The sequence below is a fragment of the Demetria terragena DSM 11295 genome, from assembly GCF_000376825.1.
In the GTDB taxonomy this organism is placed as follows: Bacteria; Actinomycetota; Actinomycetes; order Actinomycetales; family Dermatophilaceae; genus Demetria; species Demetria terragena.
Genome location: NZ_AQXW01000004.1, coordinates 51,472 through 76,443, shown reverse-complemented (window position 1 = coordinate 76,443; position 24,972 = coordinate 51,472). Strand labels below are relative to the sequence as shown.

The 24,972-nt window shown below is 65.3% G+C and carries 24 protein-coding genes and 1 riboswitch; all 24 genes read right to left on the bottom strand.

What is annotated here, in order from left to right:
• Positions 1 to 474 carry a 6,7-dimethyl-8-ribityllumazine synthase gene (gene ribH / locus F562_RS0104435; protein WP_018155727.1) on the bottom strand — a complete coding sequence of 158 codons (474 nt, stop codon included), beginning with the start codon at positions 472 to 474 and terminating at the stop codon, positions 1 to 3.
• Positions 471 to 1,700: a 3,4-dihydroxy-2-butanone-4-phosphate synthase gene (ribB, locus tag F562_RS0104430; protein ID WP_018155726.1), complete on the bottom strand. Its 1,230-nt coding sequence runs from the start codon at positions 1,698 to 1,700 to the stop codon at positions 471 to 473. The genes ribH and ribB overlap by 4 nt, the downstream gene beginning before the upstream one ends.
• Positions 1,697 to 2,398 carry a nicotinamide riboside transporter PnuC gene (gene pnuC, locus F562_RS0104425; protein WP_018155725.1) on the bottom strand — a complete coding sequence of 234 codons (702 nt, stop codon included), beginning with the start codon at positions 2,396 to 2,398 and terminating at the stop codon, positions 1,697 to 1,699. The genes ribB and pnuC overlap by 4 nt, the downstream gene beginning before the upstream one ends.
• Positions 2,395 to 3,006 (bottom strand): riboflavin synthase, encoded by a 612-nt coding sequence (locus F562_RS0104420; RefSeq protein WP_018155724.1) that lies wholly within the window; start codon positions 3,004 to 3,006, stop codon positions 2,395 to 2,397. The genes pnuC and F562_RS0104420 overlap by 4 nt, the downstream gene beginning before the upstream one ends.
• Before the next feature lie 2 nt (positions 3,007 to 3,008).
• Positions 3,009 to 4,061 (bottom strand): bifunctional diaminohydroxyphosphoribosylaminopyrimidine deaminase/5-amino-6-(5-phosphoribosylamino)uracil reductase RibD, encoded by a 1,053-nt coding sequence (gene ribD / locus F562_RS0104415; RefSeq protein ID WP_018155723.1) that lies wholly within the window; start codon positions 4,059 to 4,061, stop codon positions 3,009 to 3,011.
• 124 nt (positions 4,062 to 4,185) lie between these two features.
• Positions 4,186 to 4,312, bottom strand: a riboswitch (FMN riboswitch).
• A gap of 59 nt (positions 4,313 to 4,371) precedes the next feature.
• Positions 4,372 to 5,037, bottom strand: a complete 666-nt coding sequence (rpe, locus tag F562_RS0104410; RefSeq protein WP_018155722.1) for a ribulose-phosphate 3-epimerase — start codon at positions 5,035 to 5,037, stop codon at positions 4,372 to 4,374.
• On the bottom strand, positions 5,034 to 6,557 hold the full coding sequence (locus tag F562_RS0104405; protein WP_018155721.1) for an RsmB/NOP family class I SAM-dependent RNA methyltransferase: 1,524 nt from the start codon (positions 6,555 to 6,557) through the stop codon (positions 5,034 to 5,036). Before F562_RS0104405 ends, rpe begins: the two co-directional genes overlap by 4 nt.
• Entirely contained in the window at positions 6,550 to 7,500 is a 951-nt protein-coding gene (fmt, locus tag F562_RS0104400; RefSeq protein ID WP_018155720.1) for a methionyl-tRNA formyltransferase, read from the bottom strand. The genes F562_RS0104405 and fmt overlap by 8 nt, the downstream gene beginning before the upstream one ends.
• A gap of 137 nt (positions 7,501 to 7,637) precedes the next feature.
• Positions 7,638 to 8,318 (bottom strand): HAD family hydrolase, encoded by a 681-nt coding sequence (locus F562_RS0104395; protein WP_018155719.1) that lies wholly within the window; start codon positions 8,316 to 8,318, stop codon positions 7,638 to 7,640.
• A 34-nt stretch (positions 8,319 to 8,352) separates the two neighbouring features.
• The gene (locus F562_RS0104390) at positions 8,353 to 10,434 is read right to left on the bottom strand and encodes a primosomal protein N' (RefSeq protein ID WP_018155718.1); all 2,082 of its coding nucleotides are present in this window, start codon (positions 10,432 to 10,434) and stop codon (positions 8,353 to 8,355) included.
• A 56-nt stretch (positions 10,435 to 10,490) separates the two neighbouring features.
• Complete coding sequence (gene metK / locus F562_RS0104385; RefSeq protein WP_018155717.1) at positions 10,491 to 11,711, bottom strand: methionine adenosyltransferase; 1,221 nt, start codon at positions 11,709 to 11,711, stop codon at positions 10,491 to 10,493.
• Positions 11,712 to 11,799: 88 nt separating this feature from the next.
• Positions 11,800 to 13,044 (bottom strand): bifunctional phosphopantothenoylcysteine decarboxylase/phosphopantothenate--cysteine ligase CoaBC, encoded by a 1,245-nt coding sequence (gene coaBC, locus F562_RS0104380; protein ID WP_018155716.1) that lies wholly within the window; start codon positions 13,042 to 13,044, stop codon positions 11,800 to 11,802.
• Between the two features lie 30 nt (positions 13,045 to 13,074).
• Complete coding sequence (rpoZ, locus tag F562_RS0104375; protein ID WP_018155715.1) at positions 13,075 to 13,338, bottom strand: DNA-directed RNA polymerase subunit omega; 264 nt, start codon at positions 13,336 to 13,338, stop codon at positions 13,075 to 13,077.
• A 6-nt stretch (positions 13,339 to 13,344) separates the two neighbouring features.
• Positions 13,345 to 13,929, bottom strand: a complete 585-nt coding sequence (gmk, locus tag F562_RS0104370) for a guanylate kinase (RefSeq protein ID WP_040385422.1) — start codon at positions 13,927 to 13,929, stop codon at positions 13,345 to 13,347.
• A gap of 36 nt (positions 13,930 to 13,965) precedes the next feature.
• Positions 13,966 to 14,286 carry an integration host factor, actinobacterial type gene (gene mihF / locus F562_RS0104365; protein ID WP_018155713.1) on the bottom strand — a complete coding sequence of 107 codons (321 nt, stop codon included), beginning with the start codon at positions 14,284 to 14,286 and terminating at the stop codon, positions 13,966 to 13,968.
• Between the two features lie 125 nt (positions 14,287 to 14,411).
• Positions 14,412 to 14,831, bottom strand: a complete 420-nt coding sequence (locus tag F562_RS0104360) for a VOC family protein (protein ID WP_018155712.1) — start codon at positions 14,829 to 14,831, stop codon at positions 14,412 to 14,414.
• A gap of 30 nt (positions 14,832 to 14,861) precedes the next feature.
• The gene (gene pyrF / locus F562_RS0104355; protein ID WP_018155711.1) at positions 14,862 to 15,719 is read right to left on the bottom strand and encodes an orotidine-5'-phosphate decarboxylase; all 858 of its coding nucleotides are present in this window, start codon (positions 15,717 to 15,719) and stop codon (positions 14,862 to 14,864) included.
• A 31-nt stretch (positions 15,720 to 15,750) separates the two neighbouring features.
• The gene (locus tag F562_RS0104350; RefSeq protein ID WP_018155710.1) at positions 15,751 to 16,701 is read right to left on the bottom strand and encodes a nitronate monooxygenase; all 951 of its coding nucleotides are present in this window, start codon (positions 16,699 to 16,701) and stop codon (positions 15,751 to 15,753) included.
• Complete coding sequence (locus F562_RS0104345) at positions 16,698 to 17,540, bottom strand: iron-sulfur cluster-binding protein (RefSeq protein ID WP_018155709.1); 843 nt, start codon at positions 17,538 to 17,540, stop codon at positions 16,698 to 16,700. The genes F562_RS0104350 and F562_RS0104345 overlap by 4 nt, the downstream gene beginning before the upstream one ends.
• Complete coding sequence (carB, locus tag F562_RS0104340; protein ID WP_018155708.1) at positions 17,537 to 20,911, bottom strand: carbamoyl-phosphate synthase large subunit; 3,375 nt, start codon at positions 20,909 to 20,911, stop codon at positions 17,537 to 17,539. Before carB ends, F562_RS0104345 begins: the two co-directional genes overlap by 4 nt.
• Entirely contained in the window at positions 20,911 to 22,089 is a 1,179-nt protein-coding gene (carA, locus tag F562_RS0104335) for a glutamine-hydrolyzing carbamoyl-phosphate synthase small subunit (protein ID WP_018155707.1), read from the bottom strand. The genes carB and carA overlap by 1 nt, the downstream gene beginning before the upstream one ends.
• Positions 22,086 to 23,402: a dihydroorotase gene (locus tag F562_RS0104330; RefSeq protein WP_018155706.1), complete on the bottom strand. Its 1,317-nt coding sequence runs from the start codon at positions 23,400 to 23,402 to the stop codon at positions 22,086 to 22,088. The genes carA and F562_RS0104330 overlap by 4 nt, the downstream gene beginning before the upstream one ends.
• On the bottom strand, positions 23,402 to 24,328 hold the full coding sequence (locus F562_RS0104325; RefSeq protein ID WP_018155705.1) for an aspartate carbamoyltransferase catalytic subunit: 927 nt from the start codon (positions 24,326 to 24,328) through the stop codon (positions 23,402 to 23,404). Before F562_RS0104325 ends, F562_RS0104330 begins: the two co-directional genes overlap by 1 nt.
• On the bottom strand, positions 24,325 to 24,906 hold the full coding sequence (gene pyrR, locus F562_RS0104320) for a bifunctional pyr operon transcriptional regulator/uracil phosphoribosyltransferase PyrR (protein WP_018155704.1): 582 nt from the start codon (positions 24,904 to 24,906) through the stop codon (positions 24,325 to 24,327). Before pyrR ends, F562_RS0104325 begins: the two co-directional genes overlap by 4 nt.
• Between the last annotated feature and the right edge of the window lie 66 nt (positions 24,907 to 24,972).

Here is a 24,972-nt window from a genome sequence, read left to right as displayed (position 1 = left end):
CTAGACCGCGGCACGGAGCGCCACGACGGTGGCCACCGCTGCGGTCGCTGCCTCATGGCCTTTGTCTTCCACCGAACCCTCGAGTCCGGCACGGTCCAGCGCCTGCTGTTCGTCGTCACAGGTCAGCAAGCCGAAGCCCACTGGGGTCTCGGTGCGCACGGCGACCTCGGCCAGGGAATTCGTCGCCGCCTGGCAGACATAGTCGAAATGAGGTGTCCCGCCGCGAATCACCACACCGAGCGCAACGATGGCGTCGACACGTGGCGCCAGGTGAGCCGCCGCGACGCCCAGTTCAAAGGAACCGGGGACCCGTACGAGGGTGACCGAAGCATCCGGCACGCCAGCTTCGGCGAGTCCTCGCCGTGCGCCGTCAACCAAGCCGGTCATGACGACGTCGTGCCACGACGCCGCGATGATCGCGACGTTGAGGTCGTCCGCTTGGACCGTCAGGGTCGGTGCTCCTGCGCCGCTCATTTGGCTCCATTCGTCAGGTGCTCGGCGAGGTGGCCGAGCCGGGTGTGCTTGGTGTCGAGGTACTTGGCGTTGATGGCGTTCATGCCGACCCGAAGTGGCCGGATCTCCAGGTCCAGTCCGGCCTCACGGAGGGCGTTGGCCTTCAGTGGGTTGTTGGTGAGGAGAACCAGCGTGGTGACATCAAGGTCGTGCAATACGGCTGCTGCGGCGTCGTATTCGCGCGCGTCAATGGGGAGGCCCAACTCGACCTGGGCATCGACGGTGTCACGCCCGTCGTCCTGCAGCGCGTACGCGCGCAGTTTGTCGATCAATCCGACACCGCGCCCCTCATGCCCACGCACATAGACCACCACGCCACCCTCGCGTGCCACCGCGTCCAGGGCCGCAGTCAGTTGGGGGCCGCAGTCGCACCGCAGCGATCCCAATGCGTCACCGGTCAAGCATTCGGAGTGCACCCGGACAACGGGTCGATCGGTGAGCCCACGCGGCGACACCAGGGCGAGCAACTCGGCTCCGGTTCGTTGGTCCCGATAGCCGTGGACGGTGAACGTGCCGTGCTCGGTGGGAAGCGCCGTTGTCGCCAACCGATTGACGAGGTCGTGTTGTCGCCGCCACCGGGCCAGTTCGGCAATCGTGAGCACCGGCAGGTCATGCTCGGCCCCGAGCGCGAGCACCGCGTCGGCTCGCATCATGGACCCGTCATCGTGCACGAGTTCGACAATTCCTGCGGCGGGTGCCATCCCAGCGAGCCGACACAGATCGACAGCCGCCTCGGTGTGTCCGGCCCGCTCCAAGACCCCGCCGCGTCGCGCGCGCAGGGGCAGAACGTGACCGGGACGGATCAAATCATCTGGGCTCCCTGCTTCGGCGAGCACGCGCAGGGTTCGGGCACGGTCCTGCGCACTGATACCCGTGGTGACACCATGCGCCGCGTCGACCGTGACCGTGTAGGCCGTCCGTAACTGGTCTTGGTTCTTCTGCACCATGAGCGGCAGGTCGAGCCAGTTGGCGATGGCCGCGTCCACCGGGGCACAGATCAGTCCTGATCCGTGCCGGATCGCGAATCCGACCCACTCGGAACTCGCCGACTCGGCGGCAATGATCAGGTCGCCCTCGTTCTCACGATCTTCGTCATCCAACACCAGGACGGGACGACCGGCACGGATGGCATCGACGGCCTGTTCGACCGTGGCCCAGGACCGGCATTGATGGCTGAACTCGGTCATGACGACATCACCTCCAGTTGACGTTCAGGTGCCTCGCGTTGCGATGCGCGCCACCACACCACGAAGCCGTAGAGGACGAGGCCGCCATAGACGGCATACAGGACGGCCGACGGATAGAACTTGGAATGCAGGAGCAGCGGCACTCCGACCAGATCGACGGCGATCCAGGCGAGCCAGAAATCGATCCAGCCACGCGCCATCGCGAACGTCGCAACGACCGACCCGACGAAGATCCAGGCGTCGGCCCAGTAGTACCACCGCGGTGCGGGCCAACCTGCGCCGACAGCCGCGAAGATTTGCTGGCTCACCAGCACACCTGCGACCCACACCACGATGTACGCCGTTCGCTCCTTGGCAGTCGCCCAGCGCGGAGCGATGGCTGGAGCGTCCTGGCCCCGCATGCGTCGGCCTTCTTGCCAGCGGTACCAGCCATAAACCGAGGTGATGATGAAGAAGATCTGCCGGGCTGCCTGACCAAATAGAGTCTCGTGCTGCGGGTTGGAGAAGGCGACGCCGAAGAACACCGTGAAGAGCAGGAGGTTGCCGATGATGCCCACGGGCCAGGCCCACACTTTGCGGCGCAGGGCTCCGATCGCTGAGGCCATACCGAAGAGGTTCCCGATGACCTCACGCCACAGAATGTGTTGATCACCGAAGGTGATCTGAGCTTCGAAAAGATCCAGAAGGATGTTGCTCATGCGTTGGCCAGCTCCTGGTCCCGGTAGGTGAGGATTCGTTCGACGTATTTCGCGAGCACGTCGACCTCGATGTTGACGGTGTCGCCAATTCCTTTGTGCCCCAAAGTGGTCAGCCCCAATGTGGTGGGAATCAGCGATACCTCGAAGGTGGTGTCCAATACCGCTGACACGGTGAGGGAGATCCCGTCGAGGATGATTGATCCCTGAGGAACGATGTATCGGGCCAGTGCGCTAGGAAGGTCAACGGACATCACGGTCCAGTCCGCGGAGCGTTGGATCGCACGGACCCGCGTGATCCCGTCGATATGGCCTTGCACCACGTGACCGCCGAAGCGACCGTCAGCGGCCATGGCGCGCTCCAGGTTGACGCGGTCGCCCACCGCGAGGCTCCCGATGTTGGTCAGATCGAGGGTCTGCGCCATGACATCTGTGGTGAACGAGCCTTCGCCAGGCTCAACCACCGTCAGGCAGACCCCATTGACGCAGATGGACTCGCCTGGGCGAGCACCGTCCGTCACGAGCGAACCCGAAAACTCGAAAACCGCTGAGGCATCGCGGTGTTCGACGGCGACAACAGTTCCAAGTTCTTCGACAATCCCGGTAAACATGGTCAGACTCCTTGGGCCAGAGCGGTATTCGACGGTGAGGCAAGACGTAGGACGAGGCGGACATCAGAGCCGACTCGAGTGAGGTCGACAAGTTCGAGACCAAAGGCGTCCGACAGGGTGCTGATCCCGAGGTCGCCGACGAGGGCCGGTCCAGAGCCCAGCACCGTGGGAGCGAGGTAGGCCACCACCTCGGAAATGGCGCCCGCTCGCAGCCACGCCGCGGCCACGGTCGGGCCGCCTTCGAGGAGCACATGTCGGATCTCGCGCCGGTGAATTGCGGCCAGCGCCTCGAACGGGTCGTGGGAAAACACTTGCAACCAGTGATCATTCGCCCTGATAGCGGCGCTGTCGGGTACGGGCTCGCGTCCCACGACCACCCGGAGGGGTTGCTTCGGCAAGCTGTCGCCAGAAGGTGTGCGCACCGTCAGGGACGGGTCGTCAGTGCGCATCGTGCCGGTGCCGACCACGATTGCGCCGGCTTCGGCGCGCAATGTGTGAACGTCGCCGCGCGCCGCCGGTCCAGTAATCCAACGACTGCTGCCATCCCGTGCCGCAACCCGACCATCGAGGGTTGCCGCGACCTTCCAGGTGACGAATGGTCGTCCGTGGGTCATGGCGTATGCCCAGCGTCGGTTGACCGCGTCAGCCTCAGGCGTCGGAACGTGGTCGCATCGAACTCCTGCCGCGCGCAGCACCTCGGCTCCACCGGCTGCTTCAGTGTTGGGGTCTGAAGCGGCGTAGACAACCCGGGCAACGCCTGCGTCGAGAAGTGCGGTGGTGCAGGGGCCGGTCCGCCCTTGGTGGCTGCACGGTTCGAGCGACACATATGCCGTCGAACCCGCGGCCATTTCTCCTGCTGCCTTCAGTGCCGCCACTTCTGCATGCGGATGGCCTGCACCACGGTGAAAGCCCTCGCCCACGACACGACCCTCGAGCGCGATCACGGCTCCCACGCGAGGGTTGGGATCAACGATCGGCCCATGACCAGCACACTCCACGGCGCGCGCGAGCATGGCGCGGTCGTCGGCCGCTGCAGGGGGTTGTTGGCCCACCATCTCCACTCCTCGCGCTCGTGCTGTCACGAACTCCGGGGTGGTGGGTGAGCACGACGCAAGGCGTCGTACATGACGTGAAGCAGACCCGCTCGGGTCACCTCACTCACCGGTCGCCGAAACGACCCACGCGCGCCTCCCATCCGGACTTTCACCGTCGGTCCTGGAGTTTCACCAGATCAGCCAACCGCCGAAGCGATTGGGTCGCGGACTATCACCGCCGGCTCAGAGTTTCACTGACCCCGGAGCACGTACTTCTCATCCCAGTATGCACGACGACCCAGCACGGTGGCACGCGCGCCTCAGCCGGGGTTCAGGCCAGGTGAGCAGAAGCTAAGGCGCGAAGTTCATCGACGGCACCTGCGGCGCTCTCGGCTCCATAGACCGCCGACCCGGCGACAAACACGTCGGCACCTGCCTCGGCACATTGTTCGATTGTTGCGGCCGAGACACCGCCGTCGACTTGAACCCAGATCTCGCCGCCGTGGCGGCGAACTGCCTCGCGCACCTGGGCGACCTTTGGCATTTGATCGGCCATGAACGACTGGCCACCAAACCCAGGTTCAACAGTCATGACCAGCACCATGTCGACCTCAGGGAGGAGTTCCTCGTAAGGCTCGAACGGGGTAGCCGGCTTCAGCGCCATCGATGCCCGGGCTCCTGCCGCGCGAAGCGTGCGAGCCAGGTGACGCGGGTCGCGTGCCGCCTCGATGTGGAAGGTCACCGAGCCGGCTCCTGCTTCGGCGTACGCCGGCGCCCAGCGGTCTGGGTCTTCGATCATCAAATGGCAGTCCAGTGGGATGGGCGTGACCTTCTGCAACGCCTCAACCACTGGCAATCCAAGCGTCAGATTGGGCACGAAGTGCGCGTCCATGACATCGATGTGCGCCCAGTCGGCATTACTGATCCGCTCAAGTTCGGCACTCAGGGAGGCGAAGTCGGCCGACAAGATGCTGGGTGCGATCTGGCCACGGTTCATGCTGACTGGTCCTTTTCGGTGCGGCGCATCAGCGCGATGTACATCCCGTCGGTGCGGTGACGGTGTGGCCACAACTGAACGGTCGGTCCCTCGCCAAGGGCCTTGATCTGGTTGCCTGCCGCATCGACGAAGTATGGACGCGCATCGATGAGCTCGACCGTTCCCGACCGGGCGGCAGCGTCGACGACAACACGCGTCTCGGCCACATGTGGACTACACGTCGTGTACGCGATCAGCCCGCCGATACGGGTCGCCTCAATCGCCGAAGCAAGGAGCTCCTCTTGGAGCGTCGTGAGATCGGCGATGTCATTGGCGGTCCGGCGCCAGCGTGCGTCGGGACGCCTGCGCAAGGCCCCGAGACCCGTACACGGTGCATCGACGAGTACCCGGTCGTAGGCCGCGGGCTCTTCCGCTCCGAGGTCACGCCCATCACCCACTCCGACCATGACCTCGATACCCGCAGCAACGGCGGCGCGGAGCGTTTGGTCGATGAGATCGGCCCGATGCTCGCTGGACTCATTGGCGAAAAGTTGGGCACCCTGCTGCTGCGCGAGGGTCGCGAGCAAGGCGGCCTTGCCTCCCGGGCCAGCACACAGGTCAAGCCACCGCTCGGGCTCCCCCGGCGCGCTCGATGTCGTGGGCGCGGTGGCCAAGACCATGCCGAGCAACTGGGAGCCCTCATCCTGAACGGCAGCGCGGGTCTCCCGGACCGCAGCAATCGAACCTGGGTCGCCAGCCTCCATCAAAGCGCCGACTGGTGATAGCTCGGAGGCGGTGGCACCCGCATCGACCAATTCCTCAACATCACACAACCCAGGACGCGCCACGAGGGCCACCTTGGCCGGCTCGTTGTGTGCCGCGAGCAACTCCCGGAGCTCACCCGTAGCGTCCGGCCCATCGCTGGTCGTGCTTTCGGCCAGCGAGGCGCGCAAGGCGCGCACCATCCACGCAGGGTGTGAGTACTCGACGGCAAGCGCGTCGTCCTCGTCCCTCCCTGCGGTCACCTCGGAAATCCACTCCTCGCGGGTTCGCTCGCTGATCCGGCGCAATACCGCGTTCACGAAGCCCGCAGCACCGGCACCGTTCACCGTTCGTGCGAGGGCGACGGTCTCCGAGGCGGCCGCGTGCGGCTTCACGCGCATCGACAACAACTGGTGGGCTCCGAGGCGCAGGGTGTCGAGCACCGGCGGATCGATTTGCGTTGCGGGCCGTCCGGCAGCTAGTTCGATGATGGGGTCATAGAGTCCGCGCATCCGAATAGCCCCATAGGACAACTCGGTGGCAAAGGATGCGTCTCGACCACGCAGGCCAGCCGCTCGCAGCAACTTAGGGAGTTCGAGATTGGCGTAGGCGCCGCGATCCACGGCGCGCAAGAGGTCGTACGCGACCCGCCGTGGCGCATCAGACTCGCGGCGTCGATCGGCTGGTCGCTGCGCCGAGCGCTCGCGGTGTGGATTGCGTCGGGTGTCGGGTCGCTGGCGACCGCGATCGTTGCGGTATCCACCCTGTCGTTCAGCCACCGAGCACCTCGTTCTCACTGATTCGGATGCCACGCGCCCAATCGGCGGCGGCCATGAGCTTCTTGCCTTGGGGCTGCACGCGTCCCAGGCACACATCGCCGGCGCCTGTGCCGACCAGTACCTCGCGCTTGCCAGCCCGGACCTGCCCTGGTTCCAATTCCCGGCTCGCTGCGACCTCCACGGGAAAGATCTTGAGCCGCGCCCCACGATGCGTGGTCCAAGCACCAGGCGCCGGGGTGCAGGCTCGGATTCGACGGTCGACCGCGAATCCCGGCTGCTGCCAATCGATCTGGGCGTCAACCGGCGTCAGTTTCGGCGCCAGGCTGACACCGTCGTTGGCCTGCGCGACGGGCGTGACAGCCCCGTCGGCAAGTGCGTCCAGAGTTGCGGTGAGCAGTCCTGCTCCCCCGTCAGCAAGGCGTCCGAGCAGGTCGCCGCTCGTGTCATTGGGCCGCACAGTTTCGGTCATCGTCCCCAGCACCGGACCGGTGTCCAGACCTTCCTCCAGGAGGAAGGTACTCGCGCCGGTCACTTCGTCGCCGTGCAGAATTGCGTGTTGGACCGGTGCTGCGCCACGCCAAGCAGGCAACAAAGAGAAGTGCAGGTTGACCCAACCCAAAGCCGGAATGTCCAGGGCCGCGCGCGGCACCAGGGCGCCGTAGGCCACCACCGGGCAGACATCTGGAGCCCACTCCTGAAGGTGTGCAAGGAAGTCTGGATCGGATGGACGCTGCGGCGTCAGCACCGGCAGGTCGTGTTCGCCCGCGACCGCACGGATCGGTGACGCGGCCTCGCGGCGGCCTCGACCTGAGCGCGCATCTGGCCGGGTCACCACGCCGACGACCTCGTGCCGTGATACCAACAGCGCCCGCAACGAGGGCACCGCGACCTCTGGGGTCCCGGCGAACACCACGCGGAGGCCCGTGCTGGTCACGTCGCACATCCGAGGGCGCGGAGTGGGCAGTCTGGGACGATCGTGATGGGGCGGATGGGCACGCAAATCCTTAGGGGTATGGCACGAGGAATGCCACCAGTCTAATGAGACCCCGGTGGCGCCACCGCGCCCTCGTCACGGAGGACTCAGGCAGGTAACGGAAGACCACGGGCGCGCAGATCCTCGCGCAGGTGCCCCGGTCCGGTGAAATGGATGGCATCCATGCCGAGGCGTTCTGCTGCCAGGACGTTGGTCTCGCTGTCATCGATGAAGATGCTGTCTTCCAAGCCACCAAGGTGTCGCAGCCGGCCTTCGAGCACATCGAAGATCTCCGGATCGGGTTTGGCGACCCCTTCCTCCCCCGACACCACGATGTCGTGGAACAGGTCGAGGAAATCGAAACGCGCCACCGCCTCCGGGAAGAGTTCTTCTGACCAGTTCGTCAGGGCAAAGAGTGGCACCTCGGCCCGATGGAGGTCGCGCAAGACGGCAACGGTGTCATCCACTGGACCGACCAGCGATGCGCTGAAGTTGGCACGGTAGGCACGGATTTCGTCAGCCAAGTCAGGATGGGAGGCGATCGCAGCCTCTTCGCCGTCGACCCAACTGCGCCCCGCGTCCTGGGCGTGGTTCCACGCGGCGAAGTCGAAGCTCGCATGGTTGAGAAACGCCCGCGCGCGCTCCTCGCCGACACCCGCGGCGATGGCGCGAAAGGGATCCCAGCGGATAAGCACATTGCCAAGGTCAAACACCACGGCGTCAACAAGACTCGGTGCCAGTGTCGGGTCATCGAGTACGTCGTCGCTCAACTCGCGATCACGGTGCATATCCACAGCGCCCACCCAATCAAACTGCCGACGGCTACAGCAGGCTGGGGTGGGGGTCGATGCGAACCTGCACACTTCCCGGCGTCTTCCGGGCGCTGCGTACGCTCCGGGCATCGTGCAACGCCTTGGCCAATCGCGGACCCGAGTCATGCGAAGCACGAATCAGCGCCTGCACGCTGCCTTCGCCACCGGCGCGCGTCGGCATCTCCAGTGGGCCAAGCACGATCGCGTCATCGGTCAGTTCCACCACATCAAGCAAGCCCTGAACCGCGGCGCGCCCACCAGTCAGCATCGCCATCCAGGATGCTGGCGGCTGTCCCAGCTCTCGCCGGTCGTGCACCTCGCGCTCGGCGTACCACGCCGGAGCCCACCTCACGAGTGCTTCGACGGGTGGAAGTGTCGTATGCGTGGGCGCACCGCACAGGACGACCGCGCCTTGGTCGTCCCTGGACCGGGTCAGAGCCGCGGCCGCGCACCACCTACGAAAAGCTTCAGCGCCAGCGTCCAACGCTGGCCGGTCGAGCAGGGCCCACGCATCGAGGAGCAGCGTCGCGGCATAACCGCTGGTCGCCGTCGGTTCGGCCCCGGGGGTAGCGATAACCAGCGCCGGGGTGTCGCCGACTTCGGGCCGATCAGTGGTTCCACTGGACTGGATCACGGGCACGCCAGGGAACGCCCGGCCGAGTTCTTCAGCGGTTCGAGACGCCCCGACTACACCGGACCGCACTCGATCGTCGCCACAGGAGGGGCAGACCACTCGGTCTGCCTCGGTGCCGCACCAACGGCAGACCGGACGGGCGGCCCGCGCTGGCTGGGACAGCGGTCCTTGACATGCCTGACATCGGCTCGGTCGACGGCAGGTCTGGCAGGACAGGGAGGGCAGATAACCGCGGCGCGGCACTTGAACGAGGACTGGCCCGAGTTCGAGCGCCTTCTTGGCCGCTCGCCACGCGGAGCTCGGCAGGTGAGCGCGCGCTGCCGGGCCATCGCGGGCCACGTCGTGGTCCTCGCCCGCGACGTAGACCAGGGCAGGCCGCCGCGCACCTTTCGCGGGCTCGACCGCCCGGACAAAGCCGTCCTCGAGCCACTGCTGGACGGGTACCGACCGGGTGTAACCACCCAGGACAAGGGCAGCACCATCGGCCTCCGCCCGCAGTCTCAACACCTCACGCGTCGGCGCGTACGGCGCGCGGGGCTCGGCGAAGGAATCATCCCCGTCATCCCAACTCACGATCAGACCCAGGTCCGTGACTGGTGCATAGGCCGCCGCGCGAGTGCCGATCACACACCGCACATGGCCACGGAGAACTTTGAGCCAAGCGGTATATCTAGCCTGCGCGCCCTGGTCGGCGCTGAGACGGACATGCTGGTGGGTGCCTAACGCAGCCGTCATGGCCGCATCGAGCTCATCGACATCGGCGCTATCCGGGACCAGGATGAGCACCCCGCGCCCGGCGGCCAGCGCATGCCCGGCCAGGCTCGCCACACACCTGGACCACGATCGCGGGTCCGCCGCATCAGCCGATGGCGCGCCCGGGTGGCACAGCCAACTTGCCGCCGGGTCTCCCCCAGCGGTGATGCGCCCCACTAGCGCTGGCCCGGCCGGGTAGTGCTCCCACGGCCCCAACGATTCGGGCACCGCGACGTGGGGCCGCTCGCCCGTCATGGACAACGCCTTTTCGGCCCGGGCATGTCGCGGGGGGATCGCGAGGCGGAGGACATCTTCGACCGTTCCCGCATAGCGCGCTGCAACCCGCTCGGCGAGATCGAGCGTGCTGGCTGTCAGCACCGGCTCGGAACTGACCACGGTGCGCAGCGGAGCTAATTTTCCTTCGTGCTCAGCCGTGGAGCGCCGCGCCACGATAAACCCGGCAACGTCCTGCCCGGCGAATCGGACACGTACCCGCGCGCCCGGAACAGCATCCTGCGCAGCCGCCTGCGGGACCAGGTATTCGAACGGGCGGTCCAGGTGTGGCAGCCCGGTCTCACATCGCACGACCGCGATGGGATCGACGTCGGCGATAGCAACAGTCCCACCGGAAGCGCGGCGTGCTGGCACAGCAACGGGGACGGACAGGTGAAGTTGTCCGTCCCCGTGCGAGTGTTCTGCGCCCATGCCCCGATTCAACCGCGCAGTACCGACATCCTCGACACCGGCCGAGCAGATCGGGTCTAGCCGCGAACGGCCCGCTGCAGTGCGTCGACCTTGTCGGTGCGCTCCCAGGTGAAGGCGTTGTCGACACCTTCGGCGCTCGTACGGCCGAAGTGACCATAGGCGGCCGTCGGCTTATAGATGGGTCGCAAGAGGTCCAGCTCGTGGATCAGGGCCGCCGGACGAAGGTCGAAGACCTCGGTGATGGCCTTCTGGATGCTCTCGAGCGGCGCGGTCTCGGTACCGAAGCACTCGACGTACAGACCGACCGGCTGGGCCTTACCAATTGCGTAAGCCACCTGCGCCTCGCAGCGCTTGGCCAACCCGGCCGCGACGACATTTTTGGCGACCCAGCGCATGGTGTAAGCCGCCGAGCGGTCCACCTTGGAGGGATCTTTACCCGAGAACGCACCCCCACCGTGGCGGGCCATGCCGCCGTAGGTGTCGACAATGATCTTGCGTCCGGTCAGACCCGCGTCACCCATGGGACCACCAATGACGAACTTGCCAGTGGGATTGATGAGTTTGCGGTAGTCAGAAACGTCCAGGTCGTTGCCGCTGGCAGCAAGGTCTTCCAGGACCGGCGTCAACACGTGCTGCTCGATGTCCGGCGAGAGCATCGAATCGAGGTTGATGTCCTCAGCATGCTGGGTCGACAGCACGACGGTGTCCAGCTTGAGGGCCTTCTCACCTTCATAGGCGATCGTGACTTGGGTCTTGCCGTCGGGACGCAGGTACGGCAGCGTTCCGTCTTTGCGGACCTGCGTCAGCCGCTCGGCGAAGCGGTGCGCCAAGTAGATGGGTAGCGGCATGAGTTCAGCGGTGTCGTCACAGGCATACCCGAACATCAGGCCCTGGTCGCCAGCTCCCTGCGCATCGAGCGGGTCCTTGCCACCCCCGACCCGATTCTCGTGGCCCTCGTCGACACCTTGGGCAATATCGGGCGACTGCTGGCCGATCGAGACGGACACGCCACACGTGGTGCCGTCATATCCCTTTGTCGAGGAGTCATAACCGATCTCGCTGATGGTGTCGCGCACAATCTGCGCGATCGGCGCATAGGACTTCGTCCGCACTTCGCCAGCAACGTGCGCAAGGCCGGTGGTGACCATGGTCTCGACCGCCACCCGCGACTGCGGGTCCTGGGCGAGCATCGCGTCCAGGATCGCGTCGCTGATCTGGTCGCAGATCTTGTCGGGATGGCCCTCGGTGACCGATTCTGACGTAAAAAGGCGTGCCACGAAATCTCCTCTTCGCTGGATAACAGCTGCACCTGACTAAGCAGGAGGCCCGAAACGTTGCGCCTCCGCTACCGCAATGCTCCCGAGTCTAGGACCAGGAGTGCATCTCAACGGCGACATCCCACACCGCGCGCGCCACGACATCCTTATCGGCAGGACCGATGGTCTGCACCTCATCGGGGTGGGCCAGACGTAGTAGATGGACCGTGGAGGTGTCTTGGCCAAAGGTCACGCCGTCACCGACTTCGTTGGCTACCAACAGATCACAGCCTTTGCGAATCAACTTCGCGCGGGCATGGTCGAGCACTCCCCCGTCGCGATCCCCGGTCTCTGCGGCAAAGCCCACCAGGATGGGGAAGCGTGCCTCGCCCCGCTGTTGCACGAGTTCGGCCAGAATGTCCGGATTACGGACGAGTTCGATGGTGGGAGCGTCGTCCTGGCCAATGGTCTTCTTGATTTTGCTGTCGACTCGAGCCTTGGGCCGGAAATCCGCGACGGCCGCGACCATCACCACGATGTCGTGGTCGGCGGCCCGACTCAGCACTGCATCACGCATCTCGAGCGCGGTTTCAACGCCTACGACGTCCGCACCTGTTGGGGCCGGTCGGTCAGTGGTGGTGACCAGGGTGACTTGGGCACCACGGCGCGAAGCGTCCTCGGCTAGTGCGTGCCCTTGTTTACCGCTCGAGCGATTGCCGAGATAGCGCACCGGATCCAGTGGCTCCCGGGTCCCACCGGCGCTCACCAGCACCCGGGTGCCGGCCAGATCGAGCGCTGATGATGCGGAAGCACCACCGGCGCCAAGGCTCTCCTGCACGGCAGCCAGCGCGAAGGCCTCAATGTCTTCGGGCTCGGCGAGCCGGCCTGGCCCGGTATCGGAGCCAGTGAGTCGACCGCTCGCGGGGTCCATCACGTGCAGGCCGCGGTCCCGTAGGGTCGCAACATTGGCCTGGGTCGCCGCGTGCTGCCACATCTCGGTATGCATCGCCGGCGCGATCACCACTGGCGCCTGCGTCGTCAGCAGAGTGTTGGTGAGCAAATCGTCGGCCAACCCGTGCGCGGCCTTCGCGATCAGGTCGGCCGTGGCCGGAGCGACGATGACCAAGTCGGCCGACTGCCCCAGGCGTACGTGCGGCACCTCGTGGACGGACGTCCACACGTCGTGTTGGACCGGACGGCCAGAGAGCGCCGCCCAGGTTGGTTCGCCGACGAAGCGCAGCGCCGCCTCAGTCGGAATGACCGTGACCTCATGGCCTTGCTCCGACAGGCGGCGCAGCAGCAGACACGCCTTGTACGCCGCGATGCCTCCGCTGACACCGAGAACGATGCGCATTCAGCTTGCGCGGGAGCCCTGAGCCGAGGCTCAGGCTTCCTGGCGCTCCATCGTGAGGAGGCGCTCGTTGATCTCGCGTAGCGACACCGACAACGGCTTGTCGTTGACCTGTGAGTCGACCAGCGGCCCGACATACTCCAGCAGTCCTTCGGAGAGCTGGGAGTAGTAGGCGTTGATCTGACGGGCGCGCTTAGCTGAGTAGATGACCAAGGCGTACTTGCTGTCAGCGAGCTGAAGCAGGTCGTCGATCGGGGGGTTCGTGATGCCTTCGGGGGCGGCCTTTGTGCCAGACACAGGTGTTCAACTCTCGTCGCGTTGGGGGTTGCGCATCCATAGTACGAGTTCCTCGGCCGCTCGCCGAACATCGTCGTTGACTATGGCGCGGTCGAACTCGGATTTTGCCGCCAGTTCTTCCCGGGCGGTAGCCAATCGAATCGCGCGTTCTTGCTCCGTCTCGGTGCCCCGACCCACCAGTCGGCGGACGAGTTCTTCCCATGAAGGCGGCTCGAGAAAGACCAGGTGGGCATCGGGCATCCGCTGCCGTACCTGGCGTGCACCTTGGAGGTCAATCTCTAGCAGCGGGAGCCTTCCGTCGGCGATGGCGTCGAGCACTGGTTGCCGGGGTGTTCCATATGACGCACGCCCGTGCACGACAGCAGACTCCAGCAGTCCGCCCTCAGCGTCGAGTCGATCGAACTCTTCTTGCGAGATGAAGTGGTAATGCACCCCGTCGACCTCGCGCGGTCGTGGGTGGCGGGTGGTCACGGACACCGAGAGCCAGACTTCGGGATAGTTCTCCCGGATATAGGCCGCCACGGTGCCTTTGCCGACTGCGGTGGGGCCGGCGAGGACAACCAGCGGCTGGGTAGAAGTAGCGGGGGCCATCGCCTGGTTTATCGCCTTGTTCTCGGTCACGGGCGGTCAGACTCGGTTCTCGAAGCGGAGGAGGAGGGCGGCCGTTTGGTTGACTCCGAGTCCACGCACGCGCCGGCTCTCCGAGATACCGACCTCGGCCATGATGTGTCGGGCGCGTACCCGGCCCACTCCGGGCAAGGACTCCAGCAGGGCGGATACCTTCATCTTTCCGATGACCTCGTTGGTCCTGCCACTCTCGATCACCTCGCGCAGGGAACCCTGGGCGTGCTTCAGCCGATTCTTGACCGCTGCCCGCTCACGCCGAGCCCTGGCAGCCTTCTCTAATGCCTCCGCGCGTTGCTCGGGGGTCAGTGAAGGAAGTGCCACGAGTCCAACTCCTCCTGTCGTCACCTGCCGACGCGACCGTGCGCGTCACCATCTCGACACCGTCGACGGTGTTCGCTCGAACCTAGCGAGTCCGCCAGAAGCGAGCAACGCGGGGTTGGGTCGGCTCAGGTCGGAAGGACAGACAGACCAATCGGACCTGGGTTGTGGGCCACTTCCCAACGGAAACCGTCCGGGTCAGCGAAGTACCCGGTGTAGCCACCCCACGCACGTTCTTGAGCGGCGCCCACCTCTGAGGCACCCGCCCGTTGCGCATCCACCAAAATCGCGTCCACCTCCTCCGGGCGAGAAACGTTGTGCGAGAGGGTGATCGGTACGATGCCTCGGCCGTCGTAGGGTTCGCCTACCTCGCGGGCAAACTCCGAGCGAACCCAAAGCGACAAGATCAGTTGCGGCCCCGCACGGAACATCAAGACCTCCCCCGGCTCCTCCAACTCCGGGTTCCATCCAAGCCCATCGACATAGAACCGCCGTGACTCGGCGAGGTCGCGCACGGCGAGGGTGATGAAGGAGACCCGTTGATCCATGGTGGTGACTATGGCAGAGCGTGCCTCACCTCAACCCTGGAGGTCATCGGCCTGTCGTCTGATGGCGGCGCGCAGTCCCGCAGGCGAGGGACCTGCCTCAAGAATTCCCCGCGAGGAAGACGGCAGCACCAAGGGGTACGCCGAACCGAAGCCGCGATCGAGGTCGTCGACATCCGCGCCCTGGGCGCCCAAGCCGGGGGCGAGTAATGGTGCGCGCGAAGCCGCCAACGCTTCCCCGAGACCCAGGTCGGCGATGTGCTTGCCGGTGGTCGCCCCCACGACCATCCCTGTACTGCCGAACCTGCCCGCGCTGCGCTCCCGGACGTTGCGCGCGGTCACGGCCTCGATGACCGAGCCCGCAACGCTGATGCCGTCCAGGCTGGCCCGCTGCACGGACGCGCCCTCGGGGTTCGAGGTCAAGGCCAGGACAAACACTCCCCGGCCGGTCTGGTCCGCAAGGTCAAATGCTGGCTGCAGGGAGCCGACACCCAGGTACGGGCTGAGCGTGATCGCATCCGCGCGCAACGGCGAATCCTCGGCGAGGTAGGCCTCGGCGTAGGCATCCATCGTCGACCCGACATCGCCTCGCTTGACGTCAAGCAGGCTGAGTACTCCCACCTCACGCAGCATCGCCAGCGTGTGCTCCAACACGGCGACCCCGCCCGCTCCGTGCCGCTCGAAGAAGGCTGATTGCGGTTTGGCCAGTGCGACCTGTCCCGCCAACGACTCCACCACCGTGTCACAAAAGCGCCGAAGCCCGTCTAGGTCGTCGGTCAGCCCCCAGGCCTTCAACAAACCGGCGTGTGGGTCGATACCCACGCAGAGCGGGCCGTGAGCATCCACGGCCGCGCCCAATCGAGCGCCGTAGGCCTGGCTTGCGTCGATCACGTATCTCTCCTTCGGTCTGAGCCCAGATTCATCAGGTGTGGGCCAACCCCACCAGATCGCGGACATCCGTCAGGTCGTGGGCGGTCAGGACTGCTGACAGGTCTTGGGCAAGTGTGGCCAGTGAGCCCGGGTCATGAATCAGCGCGGTGCCAACTTGCACGGCTGAGGCACCCACCGCCATGGCTTGGGCGACCTGCTGGCCGGTCGAGATGCCGCCGACGGCGATGACCGCGACCGACGGAAGCCGCCCCTCGCGGATGGCGCGCGTCAGGTCGTACACGGCTCGGAGCGTCACCGGCAGCAGGGCAGGCCCGGCCAAGCCGGTAGATTCAGCAGGCAGCGACAGTCGGGTTCCGCTCATGGCCAGGGCCCGTAGCGGCCCCGTCACCACAATTCCTGCTGCGCCGGACTTCACACACCCACGGGCGATCGCGACGAGATCGCTCACGTCCGCGCTCAGCTTGGCGATGACCGGGATGTCGCGCGGCAGCTCCTCGCGGACTCGGGAAACCACCTTCGTCGCGGCAAAATCGGCGTGCGAGAACGGAATTCCGCGATTTGTTGCGTCGGGGCAGCCGAGGTTGACCTCGACCCCCATGATGTGACGCAACGCGGTCTGGCGACGCAAACCAGCTGCTGCAGATCCGAATTCGTTGCTCGTGGTGCCGACGAGCGACGCCACCACGGGTACGGCGCCCTCCACGTCCCAGGGCAGCGCGTCAGCCTTGAGCGAGTTCGTCCCGACACTGGGCCAGTCCGTCGGTAACACCAAACTGCTGGGTGCTTCCTGGAGTCGGACGCGATGCGCCGTCGCGTGCGATCGGGCGCTAATGGACGGGGTCACCAACGCGCCCAGGTGGCTGAGCACTCCGAGCCGGGCGAGATCTTGGCCGAATCCACCACACCCGGCGGCGGCCATGATCGGCAAGGCCAGGTCCAACCCAGCGGTGTTGACGGCTAGCGATGGCTTGATGGCCGTCATGAGACGACCTCGCCCAACCCGTCGAGGTACTGGTCCCAGACCACGCGGTCGCCGCGCACGACCGGTCCGTCGGAACACGCCCGGATGCTGTGAACCGTCAGGTCGCGATCTCGGACCGGCACGAGGCATGCCTGACATAAACCAGTTCCGCATGGCATGTCTTCATGGACCGATACTTGCGCCACGACGTGAAGTTCGTCGGCCACCGCCACGATCTGCGCGAGATCACGAGCGCCAGCAGATGCATAGACAATGGCGGAGTCCTGCCTGCGGATGCCATCGCGCACCGCCTTCCGCAGGGATCGCTGCGCTCCGGCGTGGCCGCCCGAGTCTGGTGTCACCGCAGTCACATTGCCGACGAGTCGACGAGCTTCGATGACGTCGAGCAGATGGCGGTCATCGGCACCGGCAATCACCAGGTCAACCGCGCAGCCCCGATCGCGCAGTGCCCGCGCGAGCCAGGTTAGCGAGGCCGCCGCCGTGTCTACGCCAACCAGGAGGCAGGGGACGGACTGCTGTGGCAACGGAAACGGCCGACCCAGGGGACCGATGAGGTGTACCTCGTCGTGAACCCGGCGATCCGCCAACCACCTCTCCCCTGGGTCGCGTTCGGCATCGACCACAACCTCTGCCGTACCTCCATAGGTCCCGCTGGGCGTCACGCCGCGCAGTGGCAGGGTGCGACGTGCGACCAACGCGGTTGAGGCGTCGCCAACAGCCACCGACACCAACTGTCCGGGCCGCGCCGATTCGCCAACGCCGGGAGCCACGAAGGTCAGGAGGGTGAACGCACCCGCCTTACGCGTCGCGATGAGTTCGCCAGCGACGGCGGTGGTCATTCGTTGGGCTCGCCAGTTCCGTTGCGACCAAACAGATCCAGGTCTCGTGCATGCTCCTGCAGCGACTTCACACCGGGCGTGCCCGCTCGGCTCGCTTCAATGCCCTGCACTGCGGCGCCCAGTTGCTGAACCGTCGTGATGATCGGCTTGTCCATGCTCGTCGTAGCGGCCCGAATCTCGTAACCATCTGCCCGGGCATCTTGACCCGACGGGGTGTTGAACACCATGTCGACCTCGCCCGCCAGGATGTGGTCAACGATCGATTCCTGACCCTCACCACGAACCGTCTCATGCTGCTTGAGCACGACCTCTGCCCGAATGCCGTTGCGCCGCAAAACATCTGCGGTGCCAGAGGTCGCAAGCAACCGGAACCCGAGGTCTGCCAGCCGCTTCACGGGGAAGATCATGGCTCGCTTATCCCGGTTGGCTACCGACACGAAGATTGTTCCCTTTTCTGGCAGACCGGTCACTGATCCGAGTTGGCTCTTGGCAAAAGCCGTACCGAAGTCAGCGTCAATGCCCATGACTTCGCCGGTGCTTCGCATCTCTGGTCCGAGCAAGGTGTCGACGACAGCACCTTCCCGAGTGCGGAACCGCTTGAACGGCAGAATCGCCTCCTTGACGCTGACCGGCGCGTGCACCGGCATGGCGCCACCATCACCGGAGGGCGGCAGCATGCCTTCGTCACGCAGCTCCTGGATCGAACTGCCCAGCATGATGCGTGCTGCAGCCTTCGCGACCTGCACCCCAGTCGCTTTGGCCACGAACGGCACGGTGCGGCTGGCGCGAGGGTTGGCCTCCAACACATAGAGCACGTCCTGCGCCAAGGCGAACTGCACATTCATGAGGCCACGTACACCAATTCCCTCGGCCAGGGCCAAGGTGGAGCGACGAACGCGGTCGAGCTCGCCCTGCCCGAGAGTGACGGGGGGCAGCACGCAGGCTGAGTCACCGGAGTGGATTCCGGCTTCCTCGATGTGCTCCATGATTCCGCCGAGGTACATCTCTTGGCCGTCGTACAACGCGTCGACGTCGATCTCGATTGCTTCGTCGAGGAAGCGATCGACCAGCACCGGGTATTCCGGTGAGGCCGTCGTGGCCCGGGTGACGTAATCCTTCAGCGTGGCATCGTCATAGACGATCTCCATGCCGCGTCCACCCAGGACGTAGGAGGGGCGTACCAGGACCGGGAAGCCAATCTCCTTGGCGACCTCGACCGCCTCATCCGCGCTGTATGCCATGCCATGCCGCGGCGCGGGCAGCTCGGCCTCAGCGAGCACGCGGCCAAAGGCTCCCCGATCTTCCGCGAGATCGATCGCCTCAGGAGATGTACCGACAATCGGCACTCCCTCGGCCTTCAATGCGCGGGCCAGACCCAGCGGGGTTTGACCGCCCAGCTGAACGATCACGCCCGCGATCGGCCCGGCGGCCCGCTCGGCGTGCACGACCTCGAGGACGTCCTCCAGGGTCAGCGGCTCGAAGTAGAGCCTGCTGGAGGTGTCGTAGTCGGTGGACACGGTCTCTGGGTTGCAGTTGACCATGACGGTGTCAAAGCCCTGGTCGCGCAACGCGAATGACGCGTGGACACAGGAGTAGTCGAATTCCACGCCCTGCCCGATGCGGTTGGGCCCAGAGCCCAGGATGATGACGGCGGGTCGCTCTCGCGGCAGCACCTCAGACTCCTCGTCGTAGGAGGAGTAGTAGTACGGCGTCTGGGCCGCGAACTCGGCAGCGCAGGTATCAACGGTCTTGTAGACCGGCCGGATACCCAAGGCATGCCGAACACCGCGCACCACGGCCTCGGGCGTCTTCGAGAGTTGACTGATTTGGGCGTCGCTGAAGCCGTGCCGTTTGGCGAGTTTCAACGTGTCCGCGGTGAGCTGTTGGGTCTGCGCGATCTGCTCCGCGACGTCGTTGATGAGTTGCATCTGGTCGAGGAACCACGGGTCAATCTTGGTCGCCTCGAAGACTTCCTCAACTGACAGTCCTCCGCGAAGTGCCTGCTGCACCAACAGGATTCGGCCGTCAGTGGGAACCTGCGCTTCCTCCAAGAGGGCTCGTGCCATCTCGGTCGTCGGTCGGGAGTCGGGGCCCCAGTGGAACGTGGAGTCCTTACGCTCGCTCGAGCGCAGTGCCTTCTGGAACGCCTCGGTGAAGTTCCGCCCGATCGCCATCGCCTCACCCACCGACTTCATGGTCGTCGTCAGCGTGGGGTCGGCAGCCGGGAACTTCTCGAAGGCAAACCGCGGGACCTTCACCACGACATAGTCGAGCGTGGGCTCGAAGGATGCCGGGGTTTCTTTCGTGATGTCGTTGGGCACCTCATCGAGGGTGTAGCCGATCGCCATCTTCGCCGCGATCTTGGCGATCGGGAATCCAGTCGCCTTTGAAGCCAGCGCGCTCGACCGAGAGACCCGTGGGTTCATTTCGATGACGATGATTCGCCCGTCCGCAGGGTTCACCGCGAACTGAATGTTGCAGCCGCCAGTCTCCACTCCAACCTCGCGGATGACGGCGATACCGATGTCACGCAGGCGCTGGTATTCACGGTCGGTGAGCGTCAACGCCGGGGCGACCGTGATGGAGTCGCCGGTGTGCACCCCCATGGGGTCCAGATTCTCGATGGAACATACGACCACCACGTTGTCAGCGTGGTCGCGCATGACCTCCAGTTCGTACTCCTTCCAGCCAAGAATCGACTCTTCAAGGAGCACTTCGGTGGTCGGGCTGGCTTGCAGCCCTGCGCCTGCCATGCGGCGCAATTCTTCTGGGGTGTAGGCGAATCCAGAGCCGAGGCCGCCCATGGTGAACGACGGACGTACCACCACGGGATAACCCAGCGTGTCCGCGGCAGCAAGCGTCCGCTCCAGCGCGAACTCGACCTTTTCGTGCGCCGAGGCTCCGGCTGGGGCCTCGTTCGCGTTGCAAATGATCGACTGTGCTGACTCGGCACCGCATCGTTCGACGACGCCCTTGAAGCGTTCCCGGTCCTCGCCCAGTTGAATGGCTTCAACGCTGGCACCGATGAGGGGGCAATTGTACTTCTCGAGGATTCCACTGTCGTGCAGGGCGATCGCCGCGTTCAGCGCTGTCTGTCCACCCAGGGTCGCGAGGACGGCGTCGGGACGCTCCTTGGCGATGATCTGTTCGATCATCTCCGGGGTGATGGGCTCGACGTAGGTCGCGTCAGCAAACTCCGGGTCCGTCATGATCGTGGCCGGGTTGGAGTTGACCAGGACGACGCGAATGCCTTCCTCGCGAAGCACCCGGCACGCCTGCGTGCCGGAGTAGTCAAACTCGCACGCCTGCCCGATGACGATCGGGCCAGAACCGATCACCAGCACGCTCTTGATGTCGTCACTCTTCGGCATCAGCGGGCACCACTCTCTGACTTCACACGCTGTCCTTCCAGGACGTCAACGAACCGATCAAATAGGTAGGCGGCATCATGCGGCCCGGCTGCAGCCTCCGGGTGGTATTGCACCGAGAACGCAGGGATATCAAGGCATTCGAGGCCCTCGACCACGTCGTCGTTAAGGCAGACATGACTGACGCGAACGCGCCCATAGGAGCGACCATCCTCGGCGTCAGCAGGGGCCGTCACATCGCCATCGAGCGGTGCGTCCACCGCGAACCCGTGGTTGTGGGCTGTGACTTCGACCTTGCCGGTCGAGCGATCCATCACCGGCTGATTGATCCCGCGGTGACCGTACTTGAGTTTGAAGGTGCCAAAGCCCAGTGCGCGACCTAGGATCTGGTTGCCGAAGCAGATGCCAAAGAACGGAATCCGGGCATCGAGTACGTCGCGCAGCAGGTCGACCTGAGGTGCCGTCGACGGATCCCCCGGGCCGTTGGAGAAGAACACCCCATCGGGTTCCAGCTCGCGGATGGCTTCGAAGCTCACGTCCGCTGGTAGGACGTGGACCTCGATGCCACGCTCGGCCATGCGCTGTGGGGTCATGGCCTTAATGCCCAGGTCCACAGCGGCCACCGTGAACTTCTTCGAGCCGACGGCGGGTACGACGTAGGCCTCGCGTGTCGAGACCTCCGAGGCCAACTCCGAACCGGCCATCTCCGGTGATCGCTGGACATCCTGAACCAGTTCCCTGGTACGACGCTCGGCATCCGCTCCGCTGAAGATTCCCACCCGCATCGCGCCACGCTCACGCAAGTGGCGGGTCAGGGCGCGCGTATCGATATCGCAGATACCGACGACTCCCTGCTCTCGGAGGTCGTCCTCGAGGGTGCGCACCGAGCGCCAGTTAGACGGACGAATCGCGGGATCTCGCACCACATAACCCGCGACCCAGATGCGGCGCGACTCGGCGTCCTCGTCGTTGACGCCAGTGTTACCGACGTGCGGCGCGGTCATGACCACGACCTGCTGGTGGTAACTCGGGTCAGTCAACGTTTCCTGGTAGCCCGTCATGCCAGTGGAGAAGACAGCCTCCCCCGATGTCGTGCCCACTGCACCATAGGACCGACCTTCAAAGACGCGACCATCTTCCAGAACCAGCACGGCCCGGCTGCGCTCGACATAGCTCGTCACGCGAGCACCTTTCCTTGAGTGAATGTTTGGCGCCCGCGCAGGAAGGTAGCCTGCACCCGGCCGGTCAACTCGCGCCCATGCCAAGGGTTGTTGCGCGAAAGTGACTGCGAATGTTCCCGATTCACGACATAGGTCGCTGTCGGGTCGATCAATGTCAGCGTCGCTGGCGAGTCCTTGGCGAGCGCGATTCCGTGGCCGTCAAGTCCGGCAATCTCGGCTGGTCGACTGGACATCACCTGAGCCACCTGGCTCCAGGTCATCCGTCCCGGCTCCACCATCACCGTGCTCACGACCGATAGCGCCTGCTCGAGTCCCAGCATGCCGAAGGCCGCCTCTGCAAAGGCATGCTCCTTGTCGTGGCGGGCGTGCGGTGCGTGATCCGTGGCCACCGCGTCAATGGTTCCGTCCGCAAGCGCCTCTCGCAACGCCTCAACGTCCTCCTCGGGGCGAAGGGGCGGGTTGACCTTAAAGGTGGGGTCGTATCCGGTCAGCAGGTCCGTGGTCAGCAGCAGATGGTGCGGCGTCACCTCGGCGGTCACCGCGATGCCCTGGGCTTTGGCCCACCGGATCACCTCAACCGACCCAGCGGTGGAGACATGCGCGATGTGCACGCGCGATCCCGTATGCCGCGCCAGCATGACGTCGCGGGCAACGATCACCTCTTCGGCAACGCCTGGCCATCCCGGCAGTCCGAGTCGACCGGACAGTTCACCCTCGTGACAGCACGCTTGCCCATCGGCCAGGCGCGGTTCCTGAGCGTGCTGGGAGACCACCCCATCGAAGGCTTTGACGTATTCGAGCGCCCGCCGCATCAGTCGAGCGTCGTGGACGCATTTGCCATCGTCGCTAAACACTCGAACCGACGCGCGCGATCGCGCCATGAGTCCGAGCTCGGCAAGTTCTTCGCCAGCCAAGCCTTTGGTCACCGCACCAATGGGCTGCACATCCACCAGGCCACTGGCCTGGCCCAGATCCCACACCCGCTCGGCCGCCTCCGCCGTGTCCGTGACCGGACTGGTGTTTGCCATAGCGAGCACCGCCGTGAAGCCGCCCGCGGCGGCCGCCGATGACCCGGTACGGATGGTCTCGGCGTCTTCTCGACCCGGCTCGCGCAGGTGGGTGTGCAGGTCGACCAGCCCCGGCAACGCCACGAGTCCATCGGCGTCGATGACTTCCGCGTCGGGCGGCGCACCGAGCGACCCGGAGTCGACGATGCGGCCCTCTTGAAGCAGGAGGTCGGTGCGTCCCTCGCCAAGGACATCGGCGCCCCGAATGAGCAGGACGTTTGGAGTATCGATCACGTTGTCTCCCATCAGCTTTCGCCGCCTGCAAGCAGGTGGTAAAGCACGCTCATTCGGACGGCGACGCCTGCAGAAACCTGATCAAGGATCACCGAGCGACCCTCGTCAGCGGCATCTGCGGCGATCTCTAGGCCGCGGTTCATCGGACCGGGGTGACAGATCACCGCGTGATCCGGGAGGGTTCGGAGACGATCTCGGGTCAGCCCAAAGCCCACGGTGTATTCGCGGGGAGTGGGAAAGAAACCGCCGGACATCCGCTCCCGCTGGACCCGCAACATCATGAGGGCATCCACTTGAGGAAGCGTGGCGTCAAGGTCGTAGGTCACCGCGAAGCCATCGCTACCCGCCCAGGTCGTGATGCCGCTCGGCATCAGTGTCGGCGGCGCGACCAAGGTCACCTGTGCGCCCAGGGTGCGCAGCAACATCAGGTTGGATCGCACCACCCGTGAATGCGTCAGGTCGCCGACGATCGCGACGTGCTTGCCTGCCAAGTCGCCGAGGCGCTCCCGCATCGTGTAGGCATCAAGCAATGCCTGGGTAGGGTGCTCGTGCATTCCGTCGCCAGCGTTAATCACCGAAGCGTCAACCCACTGGGATACCTGCAGCGGCGCCCCACTGGCGTGATGCCTAATGATCATGCCGTCGACGCCCATCGCGCCCACGGTCAGGACGGTGTCTCGTAGTGACTCCCCCTTGCTGACCGAGGACCCTTTTGCCGAAACATTGATGACGTCCGCGGACAGCCACTTTCCGGCGATCTCGAACGAACTGCGGGTGCGAGTCGAGTCTTCGAAGAACAGATTGACGACCGTCCGACCACGCAACGCGGGCAACTTCTTGACGTCCCGCTGCTGGATCTCATGCATCTGCCGTGCGGTGTCCAGAATGCTGAGGGTTTCATCGCGGGACAGGTCCGCCGCGGACAGCAGGTGCTTCATCGCGCACCATCCTCGATGCGTACCGCGTCCTCGGTGCCGTCGTGCTCAACCAGCCGAACACTGACCCGCTCGCTCTGGGCCGTCGGGAGGTTCTTGCCAACGTGATCGGCTCGGATCGGAAGGTCGCGGTGACCGCGATCCACCAGGACCGCGAGGCGTACGGCCTTGGGCCGACCAAGGTCACCGAGCGCGTCGAGTGCAGCCCGGACGGTACGACCGGAGTAGAGCACGTCGTCGACGAGCACGACTGTCTTGTCGTCAATGCCGCTGTCGGGAATCTGTGTGGCGTGCGCGGCCCGCGTGGGCTGGCTGCGTAAGTCGTCGCGATACATGGTCACGTCGAGCGAGCCAACCGCCACCGGTTGACCTTCCACGTCTGTCAGCGCGCTCGCGAGACGGTCCGCCAGTGCGACGCCACGGGTGGGGATGCCTAGCACGACCAGGTCGTCGATGCCCTTATTGCGCTCGATCACCTCGTGGGCCATCCGGCGCAGCGCCCGGGCGATCTCATCGGATGTCAGAACGGTGCGGCCAGGCTGGGTGTCAGCCGCCAGTGCACCAGAGTCAGAACGCGCCACAGCGCGGACCTCCTTCGCCGCCTCACAGGACGGAATCGTTAAAGGATGTCGAACGCGCTCATCGTA

What these genes read in the sequence shown, in the direction of transcription:
- ribH (WP_018155727.1), bottom strand. Translation starts at nt 474, where the DNA reads ATGAGCGGCGCAGGAGCACCGACCCTGACGGTCCAAGCGGACGACCTC.
- ribB (WP_018155726.1), bottom strand. Translation starts at nt 1,700, where the DNA reads ATGACCGAGTTCAGCCATCAATGCCGGTCCTGGGCCACGGTCGAACAG.
- pnuC (WP_018155725.1), bottom strand. Translation starts at nt 2,398, where the DNA reads ATGAGCAACATCCTTCTGGATCTTTTCGAAGCTCAGATCACCTTCGGT.
- F562_RS0104420 (WP_018155724.1), bottom strand. Translation starts at nt 3,006, where the DNA reads ATGTTTACCGGGATTGTCGAAGAACTTGGAACTGTTGTCGCCGTCGAA.
- ribD (WP_018155723.1), bottom strand. Translation starts at nt 4,061, where the DNA reads ATGGTGGGCCAACAACCCCCTGCAGCGGCCGACGACCGCGCCATGCTC.
- rpe (WP_018155722.1), bottom strand. Translation starts at nt 5,037, where the DNA reads ATGAACCGTGGCCAGATCGCACCCAGCATCTTGTCGGCCGACTTCGCC.
- fmt (WP_018155720.1), bottom strand. Translation starts at nt 7,500, where the DNA reads ATGTGCGACGTGACCAGCACGGGCCTCCGCGTGGTGTTCGCCGGGACC.
- F562_RS0104395 (WP_018155719.1), bottom strand. Translation starts at nt 8,318, where the DNA reads ATGCACCGTGATCGCGAGTTGAGCGACGACGTACTCGATGACCCGACA.
- F562_RS0104390 (WP_018155718.1), bottom strand. Translation starts at nt 10,434, where the DNA reads ATGGGCGCAGAACACTCGCACGGGGACGGACAACTTCACCTGTCCGTC.
- coaBC (WP_018155716.1), bottom strand. Translation starts at nt 13,044, where the DNA reads ATGCGCATCGTTCTCGGTGTCAGCGGAGGCATCGCGGCGTACAAGGCG.
- gmk (WP_040385422.1), bottom strand. Translation starts at nt 13,929, where the DNA reads ATGGCCCCCGCTACTTCTACCCAGCCGCTGGTTGTCCTCGCCGGCCCC.
- F562_RS0104360 (WP_018155712.1), bottom strand. Translation starts at nt 14,831, where the DNA reads ATGGATCAACGGGTCTCCTTCATCACCCTCGCCGTGCGCGACCTCGCC.
- F562_RS0104350 (WP_018155710.1), bottom strand. Translation starts at nt 16,701, where the DNA reads ATGACGGCCATCAAGCCATCGCTAGCCGTCAACACCGCTGGGTTGGAC.
- F562_RS0104345 (WP_018155709.1), bottom strand. Translation starts at nt 17,540, where the DNA reads ATGACCACCGCCGTCGCTGGCGAACTCATCGCGACGCGTAAGGCGGGT.
- carB (WP_018155708.1), bottom strand. Translation starts at nt 20,911, where the DNA reads ATGCCGAAGAGTGACGACATCAAGAGCGTGCTGGTGATCGGTTCTGGC.
- F562_RS0104330 (WP_018155706.1), bottom strand. Translation starts at nt 23,402, where the DNA reads ATGGGAGACAACGTGATCGATACTCCAAACGTCCTGCTCATTCGGGGC.
- F562_RS0104325 (WP_018155705.1), bottom strand. Translation starts at nt 24,328, where the DNA reads ATGAAGCACCTGCTGTCCGCGGCGGACCTGTCCCGCGATGAAACCCTC.